The following is a 25,122-nucleotide window of genomic DNA, read 5'->3' as shown; positions in this document are numbered from 1 at the left end:
GCGGAAGACCGCCCGGGCGAACGCCGGTCGAACTTGACCAGACAACTTCGCGTGCGTCGGGCACGAAGCGCCGACCCCGGACGGCCCGCCCGCCCCGCTCCGCCCAGGTCACCCCACTCCCCCGCCTCCGGAGCCGGAGCCCGGCCGGCAGGACGTTCGAAGGGGAACGACCGGGCCCGCGCAAGGAGTTCGACCGCCCGGAGCCGCCTTACCGGGACATGTCCGGAATGGTTCCCACCCGATCGGTCAAGACTTCGCAAACAAGCGCGGTGCGTGGCGGAACTGCCTGTCGCGGCGCTTCGACCCCACCTATCTTCTGGCTCAACATCAGCGCTGCTGCGCCACTTTGATGTTTGGTCACTTTCACTTTTTCACGGGGAGGAACGGCCGTGGGAGTTTGGCATGTCCGAAATCGGACCTCAGGTGCGGGAGGGGGCTCCGGCGGTCCACGCCCACGGCCGGTGCTGTTCGGCACCATCCTGGCGCTGACGGTGTCCGGGCTGGCGGCGCCGCCGGCGGCGGCGTGGACGTACCCCGAGCCGGAGGAGAAGGTCTGGAGTCCGCCGAACACGCCGCTGGGGGCGGCGACCACGCCCGTGCAGGGGCACGATGCGAAGCCGCCAGGGGCCAAGTCGGCGCCGGCGAAGGCGGTGTGGACGCCGGAGGCGGTAGCGCCGGTGGTCACCGGTACGGCGACGGTGACGCTGGGTGCGGACGGCGCGGAGGCGGAGGCGGCGCGCAAGGCGACGGGCGGGGCCTCGCCCGCGTCGGGCGGGCAGAACGGGACGAAGGCCGGGGACCTGGCCGTCCGGGTCGCGCCCGGCAACGCGCAGACGGAGGCGGCGCACGCCGTCACCGTGCAGGTCACCGACCGGGACAAGGGCCGGGCGGCGGGTGTCGCCGGGCCGCTGGTCGCGCTGACCGACGCCGAGGCGCAGGCCGCGGGCGGTCCCGGGCGCGGGGCGCGGGTGACGCTGGACCTCAAGGCGCTGCAGGCGGGCGGCTGGTCGGAGCGGGCGGCGCTGGTGGCGCTGCCGGGTTGTGCGCTGACCACGCCGGACCGGCCGGAGTGCCGCACCCAGACGCCGGTGGCGGCGACGAGCGACGGCGCGGGCACGATCACCGCGCAGGTGACGCTGCCGGCGAAGCCCACGGCCGCTCCGCAGGGCGGGAGCGGCGCGGTGAAGGCGTCGTTCACGGGCGCGGCGAGCCCGGCGTCGGTCACCGACACCTCGGGCGGCGGCTCGACGGTGCTGGCCGCGGCACCTTCACCGTCCGGCCCGCTGGGGAACTACACGGCGACTTCGCTGTCCCCGTCCGCCGCCTGGTCGGGTGGCTCCAACGCCGGGAGTTTCTCGTACAGTTACCCGATCTCGGTGCCTCCGGCCCTGGGTGGCGCGGCGCCGTCCGTCGAGCTGAGCTACAACTCGGCGGACGTGGACGGCAAGACCTCCGCGTCCAACGCGCAGCCCTCGTGGGTGGGTGACGGCTGGAACTACGAGCCCGGGTTCATCGAGCGTTCCTACAAGTCCTGTGACAAGGACGGGATCACGGGCTCCGGCGACGAGTGCTGGGGCGGCCAGAACGCCTCGCTCGCGCTCGCCGGTCACTCGGGCCCGATCGTGCGCGACGACGCCAGCGGTGTGTGGCACCTGGTGAACGACGACGGCACGAAGGTCGAGCAGTTGACCGGGGCGCCGAAGGGCGCGGGCGACGTCGACTACAACGGCCGCGAGTACTGGCGGATCACCACGCCGGAGGGCGTCCAGTACTACTTCGGCCTCAACCACCTGCCGGGCGGCGACGGTTCGGACCCGGCCGCGAACTCCGTGCTCACCGTGCCGGTGTACTCGCCCAACAGCGGCGACCCGTGCTACGACGCGGCCAAGGGCAAGGGCTCGTGGTGCCAGATGGCGTGGCGCTGGCAGCTCGACTACGTGGTCGACCCGCACGGCAACCTGACCACCTACACGTACGCGACCGAGGGCAACAAGTACCAGCGCGGCCGCCTCCCCGGCGGGCCCGCCGGCACGCTCACCGACTACCAGCGGGCCGGGTACGTCCAGGAGATCGACTACGGCCACCGCCTGGACGAGCAGCTGGCCGCCAAGGGCGCCGCGACTCCGGCGGCCCAGGTGCTCTTCACCACCGCCGAACGCTGCCTGCCCAGCGGGGCGATCACCTGCTCGGAGGACCAGCGCACCACCGCCAACGCCACCTCCTGGCCGGACACCCCGATCGACCAGATCTGCACCGACAGCAGCTGCACCAACGGCTCGCCGACCTTCTTCACCACCAAGCGCCTGACCTCGATCAGCACCCGGATCCAGGTCGACAACGGGCCGCGCACGGTCGACACGTACAACCTGACGCAGGAGCTGGCCGATCCCGGTGACGGGACCAAGCACCTGCTGCAGCTCGACTCCGTCCAGCGCGTGCCGAGCAACGGCCAGCCGGACCTCACCACGCTCCCCGCGGTGCAGTTCCAGTACAAGATGCGGGCCAACCGGATCGACGGACTCGTCCCGGCCTCACCCCAGTTCATGCGCCCGCGCATCCAGGGCATCACCACCGAGGCCGGCGAGCGCATCGACGTCGTCTACACCGACCCCGAGTGCTCCCGGGTCAACAACCGCATGCCGGCCTCCGAGGACACCAACGCGATGGCCTGCATCCCCGTCCACTGGTACCTGCCCGGCCAGTCCGGCAAGGACCCGGTGAACGACTGGTTCGACAAGCCGCTGGTCAAGACCGTGGTCGAGCAGGACCTGGTCAGCACCCCGGCCGTCGCCCGCACCACCGAGTACACGTACGGCGGCGGCGCCGCCTGGCACCGCAACGACGCCGAGTTCACCGACCCCAAGGTCCGCACCTGGGACCAGTTCCGCGGCTACCAGACGGTCACCACGACCACCGGCAACGCCAACCCCGGCGAGGCGCCGAAGACCCAGCAGCGCGTGACGTACCTGCGCGGCATGGTCGGCGACTACCTCGCGGACGGGACGACGCTCAGGACCGTGCCCGACGTGGTGAGCCCGCTGGGCGGCAAGGTCACGGACAGCGCGCAGCTGGCGGGCCGGGTCGTCGCCACCGAGACCTTCGACCAGGCCGGCGGCAGCGTCATCGGCATCTCCGGCGCCACCTACAACGGCCAGCAGACCTCCGCCACCCACGCGCAGAGCGCCGGCGCGCCGAAGGTCTACGCCTGGCGGCCGGACTCGCAGGTCACCTCGATCGCCAAGTCCAAGCTGGCCGACCAGAGTTGGCGCACCAAGACGACGGTGACGACGAGCGAGCCGGCCAACGGCAACCGCGTCGTGTCGGTCGACGACCCGGGTGACGGCACCGCCGCCACCCCCGAGACCTGCACCACCATCGCCTACGCGGCCGGCGACAACCCGATGAGCCTGGAGCTGGCGGCCGAGAAGACCGTCTTCCAGGGCTCCTGCTCCGGCACGGCCACCGCCGCCAACACCCTCACGGCCACCCGCACGCTCTACGACGGCAAGCCCTTCAAGCAGGCCGGCGCCGCAGGCGACCCGACCGGCGCCCAGGCCCTCGACCGCTTCGACGCCTCCGGCAACCCCGTCTACGCGCACACCGGCAGCACGACCTTCGACGCCTACGGCCGTCCGCAGACCAGCGCGACCACCGACGGCTCGACCTACGACCGCGGCGGCACCCAGCTCAGCGCCCCCTCGGTCACCCCGGCCGCCAGCACCACCACGCTGACCCCGGCCACCGGCCAGCTGCCGACGTCGTTCGTCACCACCAACCCCCTGGGCTGGACCACGACCGTCACCCAGGACCCGGCCCGCGGCTCCCCGCTGACCACCACCGACCCCAACGGCCGCGTCACCACCGCCCAGTACGACCCGCTCGGCCGCCTCACCGCCGTCTGGGCGCCCGACCGGCCCACCACCGACCTGCCGAGCAAGCGCTTCACCTACGGCCTGTACGGCGCCACGGCACCGTCCACCATCAAGACGGAGACGCTCAACGACGGCGCCACCACCTTCTCCGCGAGCATCCAGATCTTCGACGGCCTCGGCCGCCCCCGCCAGACCCAGAGCACCAGCGCCGCCAAACCCGACGGCCGCCTGATCACCGACACCGTCTACGACACCCACGGCTGGGTGATCAAGAGCTCCTCCCCCTACTACGAGCAGACCTCCTTCCCCACCGAGGCGATCTTCGTCCCCGTGGCGGACGGCCAGGTCCCCGGCCAGACCTGGAACACCTACGACGGCAACGGGCGCCTGCTGCGCGCCGAGTTCCGCTCCAACGGCAACCTCCAGTGGGCCACCAGCACCGCCTACCCCGGCGCCGACCGCGTCGACACCACCCCGCCCAACGGCGGCACGGCGATCTCGACGGTCACCGACGCCCGCGGCCGTACCACCGCCACCTGGCGGTACAAGACGCCCACGCCGACCGGCAACCCGGCCGACGCCGACGTCACCGGCTACGCCTACACGCCCGGTGGCCTGACCGCCTCCCGCACCGACAGCAGCGGCAACACCTGGTCCTACGGCTACGACCTGCGCGGCCGCCAGACCTCCACCTCCGACCCGGACACCGGCACCACCAAGCTGTTCTACGACACCCAGGGGCACCTCGACCACACCACCGACGCCAAGAACCAGACGCTCTCCTACACGTACGACGTGCTGAACCGGAAGACCGGCGCGTACAGCGGCAGCGCCGCACCCGCCAACCAGCTGGTCTCCTGGACCTACGACACGCTCGCCAAGGGCCTGCTCACGTCCAGCACCCGCTACGTGGGCGGGGCGGTGAAGGGCTCGGCGTACACCAAGGCCATCACCGGCTACGACACCGCCTACCGGCCGCTCGGCAGCTCGCTGACCATCCCGTCAGGCGAGGGCGCGCTGGCCGGCACCTACACCACCAACCTCACGTACAGCGGGGTCCTCGGCGTCCCCACGGGCATGGACATCCCGGCCGCCGGCGGCCTGCCCGCCGAATCGGTCAGCTACGGCCGCACCGTCACCGGCCTGCTCACCTCGGAGAGCAGCCTGAAGAAGGCCGTCGTCGCGCAGGTCGCCTACGACGCCCTCGCCCGCCCGATCCGCACGACCGTCGGCCCGTACGGCACCCAGGTCGTGGCCACCCAGCAGTACGACTGGGCCACCGGACGCGTGATCAACAACTTCGTCGACCGGCAGAACGGCACCGTCTCCGCCGACCAGACCAGCTACACCTACACCCAGGCCGGCCAACTCACCTCCGCCACCGACATCCAGGACGCGGCGGCGACCGACACCCAGTGCTTCACCTACGACTACCTGAACCGTCTCACCGGCGCCTGGACGGACACCGGCGGCACCAGCACCACCGCCGACTGGACGGACTCCTCCGGCGTCAAGCACGGCACCGGCAGCTCCACCACCGTCCCCGGCACCGGCGGCTGCACCAACGCCACCGGCCCCGCGACGGTCGCCCCCGGCGGGCGCACGGTCGGCGGCCCGGCGCCGTACTGGAACACCTACAGCTACGACGCCACGGGCAACCGCACCGGCCTCGTCCAGCACGACATCACCGGCAACAGCCTGGGCGACACCACAGTCACCCAGACCTTCGGAGCCGCCAAGTCCACCAACACCGGCACGGGCAACGGCGGCGCTCACGCACTGCTGACCTCCACCACCGCCGGCCCGGCCGGCACCAAGGCCGTCAGCTACCAGTACGACGCCAAGGGCAACACCACCGCGATCACCGACCCCGGTGGCACCACCAAGCTGACCTGGAACGGCGAGGACAAGCTCGACACCCTCACCAAGCCCGGCCAGAACGGCGCCACCAGCTACCTCTACGACGCGGACGGCAACCAGCTGATCCGCCGCAACCCCGGAAAGACCACGCTCACCCTGGCCACCGACGAGATCACCGTCGACAGCACGGGCACCGTCAGCAACGTCCGCTCCCTCGGCGCCCCCGGCGGGCTGACCTTCACCCGCAGCACCACCGCCGACGGCGGCAGCACCGTCCAGATCCAGGCGGCCGACCCGCACGGCACCAACGGCCTGCAGATCGGCACCGACGCGGCGATGACCGTCACCCGCCGGGCCACCGACCCCTTCGGCAACCCGCGCGGCACCCAGCCCGCGGCCGGCCAGTGGGCCGGGACGAAGGGCTTCGTCGGCGGCAGCAAGGACGACGCCACCGGGCTCACCAGCCTCGGCGCCCGCCAGTACGACCCGGCCACCGGACGGTTCATCAGCCCCGACCCGCTCATGGACGAGGCCGACCCGCAGCAGTGGAACGGCTACGCCTACAGCGACAACGACCCCGTCAACCTCTCCGACCCCAGTGGCCTGCGCCCTGACGGCGTCTGCGGCGGCTTCGGCGCCTGCCGGACCCCGGAGGGCCAGACCGTCCAGGAGACCTGGACCTCGGACCACGGCGTCTGGACCGACACCATCCGCAAGTCCCGCCCGCACAACTACTACCGGCCGCCGGCCACGAACTCCAGCACCGACCTCCCCTCCTTCAAGTCGCGGCCCGCGCCCGCGCAGACGGGCGGCGATCCGTGCCCGGCGGGGAAGAAGATCTGCGACCTCTCCAACGAGCTCGGCGAAGCCGTCCAGTTCTGCGCGGAGGTCAGCTGCGGGGTCTACAGCGTGACGACCTACCCGCACAACGACGACCGGGCGCACGACATCCTCCGGGCCTGGCTCACCGACACCTTCGACCACAAGGACGTGGTGAACTTCGGTGCGGGCGACCCGCTCCTGATGGACCTCACCAAGCAGCAGGAGGTCAAGGACACGATCACCAAGGTCCTCGACAACTACCAGGCGAAGGGGCCGCAGGCGATCGGCGAGGAGGTCCGCAACAGTTACGAGGACACCGGAAAGCTCCCGGACTCCTCGTTCCCGCTGAACAAGGTCGGGGTCCTGCTCGGGATCGCCGACGACGTCACCGGGGTGCTGACCAACGGCAACGTCGGCACCAACTACGAATCCAAGTCGATCCTCGGCTCGTTCAACGTCTACGCCAAGGTCACCAACGTCCAGCAGGCGAAGAACGGGTACCGCATCGTGGACATCCACTTCCGGGTGGACGACCAGTGGGACTGGAACTCGGCGACCAAGCTGGTGCCCCGCGGCTGGAACCCGCAGGCCATCCCCGAGGGTGACCACGACCGGATCCCGGGGCGGGCCATCAAGGCCCACTTCGAGTGGGGCTACCGCACCATCCTCTTCCCGTCCGACAAGGTCTGCGGCTAAGGACCGCACGAGGGGCCCGGAAGGCGTTCGCGCCTTCCGGGCCCCTCCGCGTTCGGCGGTGCCGGTCAGCTCGCGAAGCGCAGCGGCAGCGCGGTGAGCCCGCGCAGCACGTCCGAGGGGTGCCAGGTCAACTTCGCGGCCGGGACGGCGAGTTCGAGGACGGGGTAGCGGGCCAGGAGTTCGGTCAGGGCGATCCTGATCTCCTGCCGGGCCAGCTGGTGGCCGAGGCAGAAGTGCGGGCCGTGGCCGAAGGCGAGGTGGGCGGCGGTCGCGCGCGGCGGGTCGAAGGCGTGCGGGTCGGCACGGACGGCCGGGTCCCGGTTGGCGGCGGAGGGCAGGAAGCGGACCAGCTCGCCCCTGCGGACCAGGACGCCCTCGATCTCGAGGTCGTCGACGGCCACCCGGTTGGTGGTGGACAGGACGGAGCCGTGGTAGCGCAGCGCCTCCTCGGTGGCGCCCGCGACCAGTGCCGGGTCCGCCCGGACGGCCGCCAACTCCTCGGGGTGGTTGAGGAGTTCGAGCAGTGCGCTGGCGATGACGTGGCCGGTGGTGACGTGCCCGGCGAACAGCAGGACGGAGCAGAACCCGACGAGTTCCTCCAGGCTGAGGGCGTGTCCGTCGTCCAGCCGCGCGGCGACGAGTTCGCTCAGCAGGTCCTCGGTCGGCTGCCGGCGCTTGGCCTCGACCAGCTTGGTGCAGTAGGCGGCGAACGCGTCCATCGCGGCCTGGCGGACCGGCAGCGAGGGCGAGTCCATGTTCTGCACCCGGGCGTGGAACACCTCGCGGTCCCCGGGCGGCACGCCGAGCAGTTCGCAGATCACCTCCAGCGGGAAGGGGTAGGCGAAGGCGGCCACGAAGTCGGCCTCCCCCGCCGGCGGCAGGGCGTCCAGCAGGCCGCGGGCGAGCTCGGCGAGTCGGGGTTCCAGCGAGCGCACCGTGCGGGAGGCGAAGGCGGCGCTGACCAGCCGCCGGTAGCGGGCGTGGTCCGGGTTGTCCTGCTCGAAGAGCACGACCGGCCCGTCCGGGGTCTGCGCGGCCTGCGGCGCGTACCGGTGGAGGTCGTTGGAGAGCCGCGGGTCGCCGAGCAGCCGCCGGGCGGCCTCGGCGCCGAGGACGGTCCACGCCTCGGTGCCGTCCGCCTGCCGGGTGCGGACGACCGGGTAACGGCGGGCCAGCTCGCCGAGTTCGCGCTCGGCGTCCGGCAGGGCGGAGATCTGGACGAGGTCCAGGACGGGGATCACGCCGACCCCTCCTGCCCGTCCGGGGCGGCGGCGCCGACCGGGGGGAGGTCGCGCAGCCACACGTGCCGGCTCGCGATCCGCCAGCGGTCGCCGTCCTTCTCCAGCCGGTCGACGTACGAGCCGCTGCGGCCGAGCTCGAAGCCGCCGTCGTCGAGGGCGAAGGTGAGGGAGAGCAGCGAGCGGGCCTCGGCGGTGGTGGCGTCCAGGCGGGTGACCACGGTGTTGGCGGTGAGGTGGCGCTGGTGGGCGCCGCGGGTCTCGGTGTGGTGCCGGTACAGCGCGGCCATCGCGAAGACGATCCGCTCGCGGGTGGCGACGGAGGGCGGGAAGCCCTCGGGGGCCGGGGTGAAGGTGAAGGTGGCGTCCTCGGTGAAGAGCTCGCCGAGCGCGTCGAAGTCGCCGGAGTCGTAGTACAGGCTGTAGGCGGCGACGACGTCCTGGATGGCGGCCCGGTCGGCGAGGAAGGCCGCGTCGAGGTGGCCGGTCGAGCCGGGCACGGGCAGCGCCGGCGCGGTCGTGGTGCTGGGCTGGGTCATGGGGATCCCTTCGTACGGTCAGGGGGCCGGTGCGGGTCGGGGCGGGGTCGTGGTCAGGGGGCGGACGGGGACAGCCCGGCGATCCAGTCGCGCACCGCGGCGCCGGTCCGCTCCGCGTGCTCGCCGATCATGGTGCAGTGGTCGCCCTCGACCTCCGCGGCGGTGTGCGCGTGGGGCCAGGCGGAGCGCCAGTCCTCGCCGGTCATCGGGTCCTCGGGCGAGCCCGGGACGCAGCGCGACGGCCGGACGAACAGCGTCGGCACGGCGGTCGGCTCGGGCTCCCAGCCCCGGAACATCCGCCGGTAGCTGCCGATCGCGGTGAGGCCGACGTAGCCGAGCGCGGTGAACGCGTGGCGGCGCACGATCACCTCGTAGTTCATCGCCCTGCGCATCCGGCGCGACATGCTGGCCGGCAGGTAGGTGTCCAGCAGCACCTGGCCGGTCGGCGCGGTGCCGGCGGCGGCGCTGCCGGACGCCTGGAGGCGGCTGGTGACGCCGTGCGCGAGCCAGCCGCTGGAGGAGTAGCCGAGCACCACGAACGGCTCGCCCCCGGCGCACCGCAGGGTGGCGTCGGCGAGCAGGTCGAGCAGGACGTCGCGGGAGGCCGCGAGCGGCTCGCCGGAGCGGAAGCCGGGGACGGTCAGGACGGCGGTCGCGCAGAACCCGTCGAAGGCGGTGGCCAGCCGGCCGAACTGGATGGCGCCGTCGACCGGGGCGAACGGCGGGAAGCAGATCAGCCGGGGGTGCCCGCCGCCCTCGGACATCCGGACGGAGCCGGCCAGGGCGGCCAGCCGCCGCCGGTCCGCGCTGGTCTCGCGCAGCCCGGAGGCGCCGACCAGCAGCGCCTCCGCGTCGTCCATCTGTCCGCGCAGGGCGAGTTGGCGGTAGAGGGAGCCGAGCAGTTCGTTGGACTCCTCGGTGCCGGGCTCCGGCCTGGGCAGGTGCCGCGCGGCGCTGCCCCCGGCCGGGGCGTCGGCGAGCGCGTCGGCCAGGTGCGCGGCGAGCGCGGTCGCGCCGGCGTGGTCGTAGACCAGGGTGCTGGGCAGGTCCAGGCCGGTGGCCTCGCCGAGCCGCCGGGCGAGCCCGATGGTGGCCAGCGAGTCGAAGCCCATCTCGCGGAAAGGCTGGTGCGGGTCGACGGCGCCGGCGTCGGGGTGGCCGAGCTGGGCGGCGACCTCGGTGCGGACCAGGTCGAGCAGTTCGGCGGCCAGTTGGGCGGGGGACAGTTCGGCCGCGCGGTCCCGGAGCCGGTGCGGCGCGTCGGCGGGGGCCGGGCTCGCCGGCGGTGCGTCGGGCGTCGCGCGCTCGGGCCCGACCAGGTCGGCGATCAGCGGCCGGGGGCGGGCGGCGGCGTAGCTGCGGGCGAGGCGGGACCAGTCCACGTCGGCGACCGTCACGCAGGTCAGGTCCTCGTCCAGGGCCTGGCCGAGGGCGGTCAGGGCGGTGGCCGGGTCCATCGGCCGCACGCCGAGCCGGGCGAGGTGGCGGCCGGCCTCGCCGTCCGCCATGCCGCCGGCGGCCCACGGGCCCCAGGCGACGGCGGTGGCGGCGAGACCGCGCCGGCGGCGGAGCACGGCCAGCGCGTCCAGGTGGGCGTTGGCGGCCGCGTAGGCGCCCTGGGCGGCGCCGCCCCAGACCCCGGCGCCGGAGGAGTAGAGCACGAAGGCGTCGAGCTCGGCCGTGCCGAACAGCTCGTCCAGGGCCAGCGCCCCGGCGGCCTTGGCGGTGATCGTGGCGGCAATCCCGGCCGGGTCGGTGTCGAGCAGCCGGGCCGGTCCGGCGACCCCGGCGGCGTGCAGCACCGTGCGGATGTACGGCAGTTCGTCGCGCAGCGCCTCGCCGAGCCGGTCGACGGCGTCCGGCGCGGCGAGGTCGCAGGCGATCGGCACCAGGTCGACGCCGTCCGCCGCCAGGTCGGCGCGCAGCCCGTCCAGGCCGGGGGCGGCCGCGCCGCGGCGGCCCAGCACCAGCACCCGCTCGGCCCCGCGGGAGGCCAGCCAGCGGGCCGCGTGCCCGCCCAGGGCGCCGGTGCCGCCGGTGATCAGCGCGGTGCCACCGGTCCGCCAGCGCCGGGCCGGACGGGCGGGGCGCTCCGCGTCGGCGGGGCGGGCCAGGCGGCGGACGAAGGTGCCGAGCGGGCGGATCGCGAACTGGTCCTCTCCCCCGGCCTCGGCCAGGACGGCCGGCAGGGTGGCCAGGGAGCGGTCGTCGGGGGCGGCGGGCAGATCGACCAACCCGCCCCAGCTGTCCGGGTGTTCGAGGCCGATGACGCCGCCCAGGCCCCAGATCCCCGCGCCCGTCGCGCCGGCCAGGTCCTCGCCGAGCACCGAGCAGGCGCCGGCCGTCAGGCACCAGAGCGGGGCGGCGGTGCCCGCGTCCGCCAGGGCCTGGACCAGGGTGGCGGCGGCCGTCACGGCCCGCACCAGGGCCGGGCCGTCACCGGCCTCCTTCGCGGGCTCCGCGCCGAGCAGGGAGACGACTCCGGCGGGCGCCGACTCGGCCAGCCAGGCGGCGAGGTCGGCCCGGTCGGCGGTCCCGGCGGTCCCGGCGGTCTCGGCGGCGAGTTCGCGGCGCAGCACCCGGGCGCCGGCGGCGGTGAGCACCGGCTCCACCGCGTCGGCGAGGCCGGCGCCGGCGGCGGTGTGGACGAGGAGCCAGCACCCGGTGAGGGCGGCGGGCGTCGCGGCGGGGGTCCAGGGCTCCCAGCGCAGTTCGTGGCGCCAGGAGCGGGCCGTACGATCGGCGCGGTCCTCGGTGCGCCAGGCGGCGAGCGCGGGCAGCAGCTCGCGCAGCGGCGCGTCGGCGGGGACGTCCAGCAGCGCGGTGAGCCGGTCGAGGTCGGTGTGCTCGACGGCCTCCCAGAACCCGCTGTCCGGGAGTGCGGCGGCGGGCTCCGGCCGTGGTTCGGTGGCGGGGCCCGGTTCCGGTGCGGGCCCCTCGTGGGCGAGCCAGTAGGGGCGGCCCTGGAAGGCGTAGGTCGGCAGGTCCACCCGCTGGGCGCCGGTCACGGTGGCGGCCCAGTCGACCGGTGTGCCGTGGACGAAGGCGGCGGCGAGTCCGGCCGCCAGGGCCTCCCGGGGGTCGCGGTTCCGGCGCTGGAGGGGCAGGGCGGTGGCGTCGGTGCCGGCCGTGCACTCGGTGACCATCGGGGTCAGCGCCGCCTCCGGCCCCAACTCCACGAACACCGACACGCCTTCGGCCCGGGCCGCGCCCACCGCGTCGGCGAAACGCACCGGCTCGCAGACCTGACGCACCCAGTACTCCGGATCGCACACCTCCGCCGGAGTCGCGAGGCGGCCCGTCACGTCCGACGCCAACGGGATCGACGGCTCCGCGAGCTCGATGCCCGCCACCACCTCCCGCAGCCCCGCCAGCACCGGCTCCATCAGCACCGAATGGAACGCGTGCGACACCGCGAGGCGCTTCGCCCGCCAGCCACGTTCCCTGCACAACTCCCGTACGAGGTCCACCGCTTCGGCCTCACCCGACACCACCACCGACGCCGGGCCGTTCACCGCCGCGACCCCCACCACCCCCGGACGGCGCGCCGCCAGCAGCGCCACCACCTGCGCCTCACTCGCCCCCACCGCCAGCATCCCCCCACCGGACGGCAGTTCGCCCATCAACCGGGCCCGCGCCGCCACCAGAGCGACCGCACCCTCCAACGAGAACACCCCGGCCACGTACGCCGCCGTGATCCCGCCCAGCGAATGCCCCAGCACCACCTCGGGTTGCGGCGTCCAGGAGCGCCACAACCGGTACAACGCCACCTCGAACGCGAACAACACCGGCTGCACCACACCGGTTTCCTCGTCGCCCTCGGCCTCCCCCAGCAGCACCTCCCGCACCGAGAACGGCACCACCCCCTCGAACGCCCCGCACACCTCGTCCACCGCCGCCGCGAACACCGGGAACGCGTCGTACAGTTCACGCCCCGCCCCCGCGACCCGCACCCCCTGCCCCGTGAACACCAGGGCGTGCTTGCCGACCGCCCCCGCCCGGCGCGGCACCACCCCGGTCACCGCGATCGGGAGCCCGGTGGCCTCGGCCGGCCGGGGTGCGCCGTCGGCGAGGGCGGTGAGCCCGGCGGTCAGCTCGGCGAGGTCGCGGCCGAGCACCACGGCGCGGTGTTCCAGCAGGGCCCGGCCGGTGACGGCGGACCAGGCGACGTCGGCGGGCCGGGCCCGCGGGTGTTCGCGCGTCCAGTCGCGCAGCCGGGCCGCCTGGGCCCGCAGCGCCGCGGGGGTCCGGGCCGACAGCACCCAGGGGACCAGCCCGCCCACCCCGGCCGCCGGGGGTTGCGGCGCCGACTCCGGCGTCTCCAGGGCCTGTTCGAGGATCACGTGCGCGTTGGTGCCGCTGATCCCGAACGAGGACACCCCGGCCCGGCGCGGCCGACCCGTCCGCGGCCACGGAACCGCCTCCGCCAGCAGCTCCACCGCGCCCGCCGACCAGTCCACGTGCGGCGACGGCGCGTCCACGTGCAGCGACTTCGGCAGCACCCCGTGCCGCAACGCCATCACCATCTTGATCACACCCGCCACACCCGCCGCCGCCTGGGTGTGCCCGAGGTTGGACTTCACCGACCCCAGCCACAGCGGCGCGCCGGCGCGCCGGCGCCCGTACGTCGCCAGCAGGGCCCGCGCCTCGATCGGGTCGCCGAGCGTGGTGCCCGTCCCGTGCGCCTCGACCACGTCCACCTCGTCCGTGGAGAGCCCCGCGTTCACCAGCGCCGCCCGGATCACCCGCTCCTGCGACGGCCCGTTCGGCGCGGACAGCCCGTTGGAGGCGCCGTCCTGGTTGACCGCCGAGCCGCGCACCACCGCGAGCACCGGGTGCCCGTTGCGCACCGCGTCCGACAGCCGCTCCACCAGCACCAGGCCGACCCCCTCGCCCCAGCCCGTCCCGTCCGCGCCCGCCGCGAACGGCTTACAGCGCCCGTCCGCCGCCAGGCCGTTCTGCCGGGCGAACTCGACGAAGGCGGTCGGCCGGGCCATCACGGTCACGCCGCCGGCCAGCGCCAGGTCGCAGTCCCCCGCGCGCAGCGCCTGGGCCGCCGTGTGCAGGGCGACCAGGGAGGAGGAGCAGGCCGTGTCGAGGGTGACCGCCGGGCCCTCCAGGCCGAGCGCGTACGCGACCCGGCCCGAGACCACGGACATCGAGCCGCCGGTCACCCGGTGGCCCGCCACCGCCGGGGCGGCGTCGTCCCGGTGGCCGCCGCCGTAGCCGAGCGCGGAGGCGCCGACGAAGACGCCCGTGCGGCTGCGCCGCAGCGAGGTGGGGTCGATGCCGGCGCGTTCCACGGTCTCCCAGGCGGTCTCCAGCAGCAGGCGCTGCTGCGGGTCCATCGCCAGTGCCTCGAAGGGCGAGATGCCGAAGAACTCGGCGTCGAACTCGGCCGCGTCGTGGACGAATCCGCCCTGCCGGGCGGCGGAGCCGGCGGTGAACCGCTCGGGCCCGGTCTCCCAGCCCCGGTCGGTCGGGAAGGCGGAGACCGCGTCGGTGCCGGCCGCCACCAGGCGCCACAGGTCCTCGGCGGACCGGACGCCGCCGGGCAGTCGGCAGCCGGTCGCGACGATCGCGATCGGCTCCCGCCCCGCCTGCTCGGCCTCGCGCAGCCGCTGTTTGGTGGCGCGCAGGTCGGCGGCGGTCAGCCGCAGGAAGTGGCGCAGCTTCTCCTCGGTCGACCCGTCGGACGGGTTCGGCGCGCCGGACGGGCCGGGCGCGGTGGCCTGGGTGGACATGTGTGTGTACCCCTGTCGGTCTTCGAGATATCCGGTGCGGACTGCTGGTCAGGAGATCCCGAACTCCTCCCCGAGGATGTCGAACATCTCGTCGTCGCTGGCGGCGTGCAGGTCGCGTCGGGCCTCGGCCGACTGCTGCGGCGCGCCGGCCCGCAGCCGCTGGGCGAGCTCGGTCAGGCGGGCGGCGACGCGGTCGCGGTCCGCGGCGCCGGACAGCGCCGCCAGGCCGGCCTCCAGCCGGTCCAGCTCGTCGAGCGCCGACACGTCCGGTGCGGTGTCGGCGAAGAGCTCGGAGCCGAGGTGGGCGGCCAGCGCCTGCGCGGTCGGGTGGTCGAAGGCCAGCGTGGTCGGCAGGGACAGCCCGGTGGCCGTGGCGAGCCGGTTGCGCAGGCCGACGGCGGCCAGCGAGTCGAACCCGAGCTCGCGGAACGGCCGTTCGGGCTCGACCGCGGCCGGGTCGGCGTGGCCGAGCTGGGCGGCGACCTCGGCGCACACCAGGGTGACGAGCTCGCCGTGGCGGTCGGCGGCGGTGAGCGGGGCGAGGCGTTCGCGCAGCTGCTCGGGCGCCCGGGTGCCGGTGCCCGGCTCCGCCGCGGCCGGGGCCGGGGTCTCGGCGGCGACGAGTGCGGCGATCAGCGGGCGCGGGCGGGCGGCGGTGTAGCCGACCGCGAAGCGCGGCCAGTCGAGGTCGGCGACGGTCACCCGTTCCAGGTCCTCGTCCAGGGCCTGGCGCAGCGCTTCGAGGGCGAGTTCGGGGTCCATCGCGCCCACGCCGATCCGGTCGAGCGCCGCCGCGACGGTCGGGCTGTCGGACATCCCGCCGCCCGCCCAGCGGCCCCAGGCGACGGCAGTGGCGGCCCGGCCGGCGGCGCGGCGCCGGGCGGCGAGCGCGTCGAGGTAGGCGTTGGCGGCCGCGTACGCGCCCTGGCCGGCGCCGCCCCACACGCCCGCGCCGGAGCTGAACAGCACGAAGGTGTCGGGTTCGTCGGCGCGCAGCAGCTCGTCGAGGGCGAGCGCGCCGCCGACCTTGGCGGCGACGGCCTCGGCGATCGACTCGCCGGTGATCCGGTCGAACGGCCCGCCGACCTCGGCCCCGGCCGCGTGGACCACGGTGTCCACCCGCAGCCCGCGCTCGCGCAGCCCGGCGAGCAGGGCGGCGACGGCCGCGCGGTCGCTGACGTCGCAGGCGGCGAGCTCCACCTCGGCGCCGGCGGCCGTCAGTTCCTCACGCAGCTCCTGGGCACCGGGTGCGGCCGCGCCGCGCCGACCGGCCAGCACCAGGTGCTCGGCGCCGGCCCGGACCAGCCAGCGGGCGAGGTGGCCGCCGAGCGCGCCGGTGCCGCCGGTGACCAGCGCGGTGCGGCCGGGCCGCCAGGGGGCGTCACCGTCGGGGACGTCCTGGCGCGGGGCGTCCTCGGCGTGCGGGAAGCGGACGAGGCGCCGGACGAAGGTGCCGAGCGGGCGGATCGCGATCTCGTCCTCGGCCGAGCCGGCGCCGAGGACGGCCGCCAGGATCGCGGCGGCGCGCCCGTCGACGGTCTCGGGCAGGTCGACCAGGCCGCCCCAGCGCTCCGGGTGTTCGAGGCCGGCGACGCGGCCGAGCCCCCAGAGGGCGGCGGCCACGGCGCTGGCCGGGGGTTCGCCGAGCGGGGAGGCCGCGCCCCGGGTGGCGCACCACAGCGGTGCGTCGAGTCCGGCGTCGCCGAGGGCCTGGACGAGCGTGGCGAGCGCGGTCAGCGCGGGGGTCGGGTCGGCCAGGTCGGGCTCCGGGTCGGGCAGCAGCAGGACGGCGGCGGGCGCGGTCGCCCGGAGCCAGGCGGCGAGCTCTTCACGCCCGTCCGGTACCCGGCCGGATTCGGGGGCGACGACCTCGGCGCCGGCCTCGGTGAGCGCGTCCACGACCGGGGATCCCCCGCCCGCCGGGGCGAGGACCAGCCAGCGCCCGGTGAGCCGGCCGGGCGCGGCGGGGGCGTCCGTCCAGGGCTCCCACCGCTCAGCGTAGCGCCAGGAGCGGACGGCGGTGTCGGCCCGCCGGCGGGTGCGCCAGGCGGCGAGCGCGGGCAGCACCTCGTGCAGCGGCGCGTCCTCGGGGACGTCGAGCAGCGCGGCGAGGCCGGGCGCGTCGGCGGCGGTGACGGCGTCCCACAGGCCGGCGTCGACCGGGTCGCCGCTCGGGGCGGCGGAGCGCTTGGCGCGGCCCGGCAGCGCGGTGCCGCTGTCGGGGTCGAGCCAGTAGCGGCGGCCCTGGAAGGCGTAGGTGGGCAGGTCGACCCGGCGGGTGCCGGGCCGGTGCAGCAGGCCGGCCCAGTCGACGGGCACGCCGCGGGCGAAGGCGGCGGCCAGGGCGGAGACCAGCTGGTCCGGGCCGCCCTCGTCGCGCCGCAGGGTGTGCAGCACGGTGGCGGGGGCGGCGGCCTCGGCGATCAGGTCCTCCAGCGGGACGACCAGGCCGGGGTGCGGGCTGCACTCCAGGAACACGGTGTGTCCGTCCACCAGGGCCGCCCGAACCGCCGTGTCCAGGCGGACGGTGCCGCGCAGGTTGTCGAACCAGTACGAACCCGCCAATTGCTCGGGGTCGGCGACGACTTCGCCGGTCACGGTCGAGTACATCGCGGTGCGGCCCGCCAACGGCCGTACGCTCGCCGACAGTTCGGCGACCTCGTCACGCACCGCGTCCACGTGGGCCGAGTGCGAGGCGTAGTCGACCGGGATCATGCGTGCCCGCACGCCCTCGCGCTCACACCGCTCGACCACGACCGCCAGGGCCTCGGTGTCACCCGACAGCACCACGCTGGACGGGCCGTTGACCGCCGCCAACGACAACCGGCCATCGGCCTCGATGAGTTCAGCGGCACGCTCGGCGCCGACGCCGACCGACAGCATCCCGCCGCCCGACACCTGCCGCAGCGCCCGGCTGCGCAACACCACGACCCGGGCCGCGTCTTCGAGCGAGAGCAGACCGGCCACATGCGCGGCGGCGATCTCCCCCTGCGAGTGACCGATCACGCCGGACGGCCGCACCCCGCACGACTCCCACCACCGCGCCAGCCCCACCATCACCGCGAACAGCGCGGGCTGCACCACATCCACCCGCTCCAGCAGCGCGCCCGAACCGTCCCGCAGCACCTCCAGCAGCGACCAGTCCGTCAGCGGGTCCATCACCGCCGCGCACTCCTCGACGGCGGCGGCGAACACCGGCGAAACGTCGAGGAGTTCGGCCGCCATGCCCGCCCACTGCGACCCCTGCCCGGGGAACACGAACACCGGCCCGGTGACGGTGGCGCCGGGCCCGCCCGCGTCGCCCGCGACGGCGTTCGGGGCGGTGGAGGCCATGCCGTCCGCCACCGCCCGCAACCCGGCGGCCAGTTCGGCGCCGTCGCGGCCCCAGACCACCGCCCGGCGCTCCAGGGCGGCCCGTCCGGCGGCCAACGACCAGGCGGCGTCGGCGATTTCGCCGTCCGCGAGTCCGCCCCCCGCGAGTTCGGCAGCCGGGCGCCCGGTCAGCCACTGCCCGAGCCGCGCGGCCTGGTCGCACAGCGCGCCCTCGGTGCGGGCCGAGAGCACCCAGGGCACCACCCCGGCGACGCCCGCCGGCCCCTCGGCGACCGGCCCGGCGGCCACGGCGTCGGGCGCCTGCTCCAGGATGACGTGCGCGTTGGTGCCGCTGATCCCGAACGAGGAGACGGCGGCCCGGCGCGGCCGCTCCAGCGCGGGCCAGGGCCGGCCCTCGGCCAGCAGCTCGACCCGGCCGGCCGTCCAGTCGACGTGCGGGGTCGGCGCGTCCACGTGCAGGGTCTTGGGCAGCACGCCGTGGCGCATCGCCATCACCATCTTGATCACCCCGGCGACGCCCGCCGCCGCCTGGGTGTGGCCGACGTTGGACTTCACCGAGCCGAGCCACAGCGGCCGCTCCGCGGGCCGGTCCTGGCCGTAGGTGGCGAGCAGCGCCTGCGCCTCGATCGGGTCGCCGAGCACCGTGCCGGTGCCGTGCGCCTCCACCGCGTCGACGTCGGCCGGGGTGAGCCGCGCGTTGGCCAGCGCCTGGCGGATCACCCGTTGCTGGGACGGCCCGTTGGGCGCGGTGAGGCCGTTGCTCGCGCCGTCCTGGTTGACCGCCGAGCCGCGGACGACCGCGAGCACGGGGTGTCCGAGGCGGCGGGCGTCGGAGAGGCGTTCCAGCAGCAGCATGCCGATGCCCTCGCCCCAGGCGGTGCCGTCCGCGCCGGCCGCGAAGGACTTGCAGCGCCCGTCCGGGGCCAGGCCGCGCTGGCGGGCGAACTCGACGAACACGCTCGGGGTCGACATGATCGTGACCCCGCCCGCCAGCGCGAGGTCGCACTCGCCGGTGCGCAGCGCGTGGCTCGCCCAGTGCAGGGCCACCAGCGAGGAGGAGCAGGCCGAGTCGACGGTGACGGCGGCGCCCTCCAGGCCGAGGGTGTAGGCGACGCGCCCGGAGGCGACGCCGAAGGAGTTGCCGTTGCCGATGTACGCCTCCAGCTCGTCGTCGACGTCCTGGACGCGGCCGGCGGCGTAGTCGGAGTACATCAGCCCGGCGAAGACGGAGGTGTTGCTGCCGCGCAGCGAGAGCGGGTCGATGCCGGCCCGTTCGAAGGCCTCCCAGGAGGTCTCCAGCAGCAGGCGCTGCTGCGGGTCCATGGCCAGCGCCTCGCGCGGGGAGATCCCGAACAGCTCGGAGTCGAAGCGGTCGATGCCGCGCATGAACGCGCCCTGGCGGGTGTAGCAGCGCCCGGAGCGGTCCGGGTCGGGGTCGTACAGTTCGGCGAGGTCCCAGCCGCGGTCGGTGGGCAGGGCCGAGACGGTGTCGACGCCGTCGGCGACGCAGCGCCACAGGTCCTCGGGGCTCGCGATGCCGCCGGGGAAGCGGCAGCTCATGGCGACGACGGCGATCGGCTCGTCCGTCACCCGGGCGGGGGCGGCGGCGGGGGCCCGGCCGTACTCGGGCAGGGCGAGCAGTTCGGTGCGCAGGTAGCGGGCCAGGGCGGTGGCGCTGGGGTGGTCGAACAGGACGGTGGCCGGGAGCCGCAGGCCGGTCGCGGTGTTGAGCCGGTTGCGCATCTCCAGCGCGGTCAGCGAGTCGAAGCCCAGCTCGGTGAAGGCCCGGTCGGCGCCGACCGTCTCGGGGCCGGAGTGTCCGAGGACGACGGCGGCCTGCCGGCGGGTCAGGTCGGTGAGCAGCTGGACCTGTTCCGCCTCGGGGCGGCCGGCCAGCCGCTGGGCGAGCCGGCGGGCCTCCTCGCCGCCGGCCCGGCGCCGGGCGGGGACCAACGCGCTGAGGATGACCGGCAGTTCGTCGAAGCGGCGCAGTGCGGTCAGGTCGAGCCGGACGGGCGCGAGCAGCGCCTCGGGCCGGCCGAGGGCGGCGTCGAACAGGGCGAGGCCCTGCGCGGCGGAGAGCGGGAGCACGCCGCTGCGGTCGATCCGGTGGCGGTCGGTGGCGGAGAAGTCCTCCCGCATCAGGCCGCTCTCCTCCTCCCACAGGCCCCAGGCGAGCGAGACGCCGGGCAGGCCGGCTGCCCGCCGGTGCTGGGCGAGGGCGTCCAGGAAGGCGTTGCCGGCCGCGTAGTTGGCCTGGCCGCGGCTGCCGATGACGCCGGCGACGGAGGAGTAGAGCACGAAGGCGGTCAGGTCGAGGTCGTGCGTGAGCTCGTGCAGGTGGACGGCGGCGTCGACCTTGGGGCGCAGGACGGGGCCGCAGCGCTCGGGCGTCAGGGCGGCGATCACCCCGTCGTCGACGGCGCCGGCGGTGTGCACGACGGCGCGCAGCGGGTGCGCGGCGGGGACGGCGGCGAGCAGGGCGGCGAGGGCGGCCCGGTCGGCGACGTCGCAGGCGGCGAGTTCGACGGTGGCGCCCAGGGCGGTGAGCTCGGCGGCGAGTTCGGCGGCGCCGGGGGCGGCGGGGCCGCGCCGGCTGGTCAGCAGCAGGCGGCGGACGCCGTGGGCGGTGACCAGGTGCCGGGCGGCGAGGGCGCCGAGCGCGCCGGTGCCGCCGGTGACCAGGACGGTGCCGTCCGGGTCGAAGGCGGGCCGGGCAGCGTCTCCGGGGGTGCTGCGGGCGATCCGCGGCGCGTACAACGTGCCAGCTCGGACGGCGAGTTGGGGTTCGCCGGTGTCGGCGGCGGTCGCGGTGGCGGCGGCGAGGGCGGGCACCGAGGCCGGGTCGTCGTCGAGGTCGACGAGGACGATCCGGTCCGGGTTCTCGGACATGGCGGAGCGCACCAGGCCGCCGACCGCGGCGGCGGCGAGGTCGCGCACCGGGTCGTCGTCGCCGACCGAGACGGCGCCCCGGGTCACCACGGCCAGCCGGGTGGCGGCCAGGCGCGGGTCGGCGAGCCAGGTCTGCACGGTGTCCAGGGCGCGGGCGACGGCGGCGTGCACGGCCTCGGGGGCCGGCAGGCCCGGGGTCTCGGCGGTCGGCCAGGGCAGCACGACCACGGCGGGCGCGGGCAGCCCGTCGTCCAGGGCCCGGGCGAGGGCCGCGAGGTCGGAGTGCCGGGTGGCGTCCGGCACGGGGGCGAGCCCGCCGTCGCCGAGCACCGCCCAGGCGCCGGGGGCGGCGGGCTGCGCGGGGTGCGGCAGGGCCGTCCACCGCACGGCGTACAGGGGGTCCTGCGGGGCCGTGGCGGCGGCGCGCAGCTTGTCCGGGGAGACCGGCCGCACGGACAGCGAGCCGACCTCGGCGACCGGCCGGCCGTGGGCGTCGGCGAGGGTGAGGGCGACGGACTCCGGGCCGGTGCGGCGCAGCCGGGCCCGCGCCGCCGCGGCGCCGGGGGCGAACAGGCGCACGTCCCGCCAGGAGAACGGCAGCGAGACCGGTCCGTCCCCGGGGTCGGTGCGGTCGGCGAAGGCGGCGATGCCGAGCAGGTGCTGGGTGGCGTCCATCAGCGCCGGGTGGACGGCGAAGCGGTCGGCGTCGTGGGCGACGGCCTCGGGCAGCGCGATCTCGCCGTAGACCTCGGCGCCGTGCCGGGCGGCGGCGCGCACGCCGAGGAAGGCCGGGCCGTAGGCGACGCCGGTGTCGGCGAGCCAGTCGTAGAAGCCGTCGAGCGGGACGGCGGTCGCGTCGGCCGGCGGCCGGGCGGGCAGGTCGTCAGCGGGCGCGGAGGCGGGCGCGGAGGCGGCCTCGGCGCGGGCCAGGGTGCCGACCGCGTGGCGGGTCCACGGTTCGGCCGGGTCGCCGGTGTCGGGCCGCGAGTGGATCGCGACGGCCCGCCGGCCGTCCCCGTCCGGGGCCTCCAGCCACAGCTGGAGCTGGCGGGCGCCGCGCTCGGGCAGGACCAGCGGGGCCTCCAGGGACAGCTCCTCGACGAGTTCGCAGCCGGCCCGCCGGCCCGCGTGCAGGGCGAGTTCCAGGAAGGCGGTGCCGGGGAGCAGTACGGTGCCGAGCACCACGTGGTCGCCGAGCCAGGGGTGGCTGTCGAGCGACAGCAGGCCGGTGAACAGCGAGCCGTGCCCGTCCGCGAGTTCGACCACGGCGCCGAGCAGCGGGTGCTCGGCCGGGCGCTGCCCGAGGCCGGTCGCGTCGGTGGCGCCGACGCCCGCGTCCAGCCAGAACCGGCGGCGTTCGAAGGCCTGGGTGGGCAGGTCGACGCGGTGGCGGGCGAGCGCGGCGGGGTCGGTGGCCGCACCCGGAACGGCCGCACCGGTCGTGAGGGCGCCGGCGGTCAGGCCCGCCCAGTCCACGGCCGTGCCGCGGACGAAGGCGCGGCCGAGCGCGGTCAGGAAGCCCCGGGCGGTGGGGCCCTCGCGGTCGGCGGTGGGGATGACGGCCACCGTCCGCTCGGCCTCCTCGGCGGCGAGGCATTCGGTGGCCATCGGGGTGAGCACGGCGCCGGGCCCGAGTTCGACGAACTCGGTCACCCCGGCCGCCCGCAGCGCGCCGACCGCGTCGGCGAAGCGGACGGTGTCGCGCAGGTTGGCGATCCAGTGCGCCGGGTCGCCCAGCCGCTCGGGGGCCAGGACGGTGCCGGTGACGGTGGAGGCGAGCGGGATCCGCGGGCGGCGCGGGCGCAGCCCGTTGACCACGGTGGCGAACTTCTCCAGCACCGGGTCCATCAGCTCGGAGTGGAAGGCGTGCGAGACCGGCAGCCGACGGTGCCGCCAGCCGCGCTGCGCGCAGACGGCGCGGACCTGCTCGACGGCCTCGGCGGTGCCGGAGACCACCACACTGGCGGGCCCGTTGACGGCGGCGAGCCCGACGCCGGTGAGCGGGGCCAGGACGGCGGCGGCCTCGGCCTCGCCCGCCCCGACCGCGAGCATCGCGCCGCCGGGCGGCAGCGCGCTCATCAGCCGGGCCCGGGCGGCGACCAGGGCGACGGCGTCGTCCAGGGTGAGCGCCCCGGCCACGTGGGCGGCGACGATCTCGCCCAGCGAGTGGCCGGCCACGTGGTCGGGCGCGGGCGCCCAGGCCGTCCAGAGCCGGTAGAGGGCCACCTCGTAGGCGAACAGGGCCGGTTGGGCCAGCCCGGTGTCCTCCGCCCCCGCATGTTCGACCTGCGGCCCGCCGGGCTCGCCGAGCAGCACCTCGCGCACGTCGAACGGCGTCACGCCCTCGAAGGCGGCGCAGACCTCGTCCAGCGCGGCGGCGAACACCGGGAAGGCCCGGTAGGCGGCGCGGGCGATGCCCCTGGTCCGGGTGCCCTGGCCGGTGAACAGGACGGCGGTGCGCCCGGTGCGGCGCGGCGCCCCGGCCTCCGCCGAGCCCTCCGCGAGCGCACCCAACTCGGCGGTGAAGTCAGCGAGTTCACTGCCGACCAGGACGGCGCGGTGGTCCAGCACGGCCCGCCCGGTGGCCAGCGACCAGGCCACCTCGGCCGGCCGGGCCCCGGGGTGCGCGAGCGCCCAGGCGCGCAGCCGGGCGGCCTGGGCGCGCAGCCCGGAGGCGGTGCGCGCGCAGACCACCCAGGGCACGGGGGTCACCGACGGCAGGGCGGCGGGCGGCTCGTCCTCGGCCGGCGCCTCCTCCAGGATCACGTGCACGTTGGTGCCGCTGACCCCGAAGGAGGAGACCCCGGCCCGGCGCACCCGCTCCCCCGCCGGCCACGCGACCGGCTCGGTGAGCAGCGCGACGTGGCCGGACGCCCAGTCGACGTGCGGGGTGGGCTCCTCGGCGTGCAGGGTGCGCGGCAGCAGGCCGTGCCGCAGCGCCAGCACCGTCTTGATCACGCCGGCCACCCCGGCGGCGGCCTGGGCGTGGCCCAGGTTGGACTTCACCGAGCCGAGCCGCAGCGGCCGCTCCGGCGAGCGGCCCTGCCCGTAGGTGGCGAGCAGCGCCTGGGCCTCGATCGGGTCGCCGAGCACCGTGCCGGTGCCGTGCGCCTCCACCGCGTCGACGTCGGCCGGGGTCAGCCGGGCGTTGGCCAGCGCCTGGCGGATCACCCGTTCCTGCGCCAGGTCGTTGGGCGCGGTGAGGCCGTTGGAGGCACCGTCCTGGTTGACCGCCGAGCCGCGCACCACCGCGAGCACGGGGTGCCCGTGGCGCCGCGCGTCGGACAGCCGCTCGACCAGCAGCACGCCGACGCCCTCGCTCCAGCCGGTGCCGTCGGCCGCCGCCGCGAAGGACTTGCAGCGCCCGTCCGCCGCCAGGCCGCGCTGGCGGGCGAACTCGTCGAAGGCGCCCGGGGTGGCCAGCACGGTGGCGCCGCCGGCCAGCGCGAGGTCGCACTCGCCGGCCCGCAGCGCCTGGCAGGCCAGGTGCAGGGCGACCAGCGAGGAGGAGCACGCGGTGTCGACGGTCACCGCCGCGCCCTCCAGGCCCAGGGTGTAGGCGATCCGGCCGGAGGCGACGCTGACCAGGCTGCCGGTCAGCAGGTGCCCCTCGACCTCCTTGGGGACGCTCGGCAGCCGGGACAGGTAGTCGCTGGCGATCACCCCGACGAAGACGCCGGTGCGGCTGCCGCGCAGCGAGGCCGGGTCGATGCCGGCCCGCTCCACGGCCTCCCAGGAGGCCTCCAGCAGCAGCCGCTGCTGCGGGTCCATGGCCAGCGCCTCGCGCGGCGAGATCCCGAAGAAGCCGGGGTCGAACTCGGCCGCGTCGTCCAGGAACCCGCCCCGGTAGGAGGCGCCGGCCGTGTGCTCGGCGTGCTCCCAGCCGCGCCCGGCGGGGATGGGCCCGATGGCGTCGCCGCCGGTGCGCAGCAGCTCCCACAGCTCCTCGGGCGAGGTGACGCCGCCGGGGTAGCGGCACTGCATGCCGACGACGGCGACGGGCTCGTGCCACCGGTCCTCGGCGTCGCGCAGCAGCGTCCGGGTCTCGTGCAGCTCGTTGGCCGCACGGCGCAGGTAGTCGCGCAGTTGCTCTTCGTTCGCCATCGTTCGTCTGCTCCGTGAGGGT

At 75.8% G+C, this 25,122-nt stretch carries 5 protein-coding genes; 1 reads left to right on the top strand and 4 read right to left on the bottom strand.

What is annotated here, in order from left to right; genetic code table 11:
* Positions 1-461: 461 nt before the first annotated feature.
* Positions 462-7,250 (top strand): RHS repeat-associated core domain-containing protein, encoded by a 6,789-nt coding sequence (locus tag AB2U05_RS30005; protein WP_369184803.1) that lies wholly within the window; start codon positions 462-464, stop codon positions 7,248-7,250.
* Positions 7,251-7,315: 65 nt separating this feature from the next.
* On the opposite strand, the gene AB2U05_RS30000 is transcribed toward AB2U05_RS30005, so the two are convergent.
* Genes AB2U05_RS30000 through AB2U05_RS29985 form a run of 4 tightly spaced genes read right to left on the bottom strand, consistent with a single transcriptional unit; the run spans position 7,316 to position 25,100 of the window.
* Positions 7,316-8,491, bottom strand: a complete 1,176-nt coding sequence (locus AB2U05_RS30000) for a cytochrome P450 (RefSeq protein WP_052706923.1) — start codon at positions 8,489-8,491, stop codon at positions 7,316-7,318.
* On the bottom strand, positions 8,488-9,027 hold the full coding sequence (locus tag AB2U05_RS29995; protein WP_045705394.1) for a nuclear transport factor 2 family protein: 540 nt from the start codon (positions 9,025-9,027) through the stop codon (positions 8,488-8,490). Before AB2U05_RS29995 ends, AB2U05_RS30000 begins: the two co-directional genes overlap by 4 nt.
* Positions 9,028-9,080: 53 nt before the next feature.
* Positions 9,081-14,771, bottom strand: coding sequence for a type I polyketide synthase (locus tag AB2U05_RS29990; protein ID WP_369184802.1), 5,691 nt, complete (start codon positions 14,769-14,771; stop codon positions 9,081-9,083).
* A 48-nt stretch (positions 14,772-14,819) separates the two neighbouring features.
* On the bottom strand, positions 14,820-25,100 hold the full coding sequence (locus AB2U05_RS29985) for a type I polyketide synthase (protein WP_369184801.1): 10,281 nt from the start codon (positions 25,098-25,100) through the stop codon (positions 14,820-14,822).
* Between the last annotated feature and the right edge of the window lie 22 nt (positions 25,101-25,122).

Source organism: Streptomyces sp. Y1 (assembly GCF_041053115.1).
GTDB classification, from domain to species: domain Bacteria; phylum Actinomycetota; class Actinomycetes; order Streptomycetales; family Streptomycetaceae; genus Kitasatospora; species Kitasatospora rubellomurina.
The sequence above is the reverse complement of the archived record's forward strand: the minus strand, read 5'-3'. Positions and strand labels throughout refer to the sequence as shown.

Coding starts and splice junctions, on each gene's coding strand:
- AB2U05_RS29995 (WP_045705394.1), bottom strand. CDS start 9,027: ATGACCCAGCCCAGCACCACGACCGCGCCGGCGCTGCCCGTGCCCGGC.
- AB2U05_RS29990 (WP_369184802.1), bottom strand. CDS start 14,771: ATGTCCACCCAGGCCACCGCGCCCGGCCCGTCCGGCGCGCCGAACCCG.
- AB2U05_RS29985 (WP_369184801.1), bottom strand. CDS start 25,100: ATGGCGAACGAAGAGCAACTGCGCGACTACCTGCGCCGTGCGGCCAAC.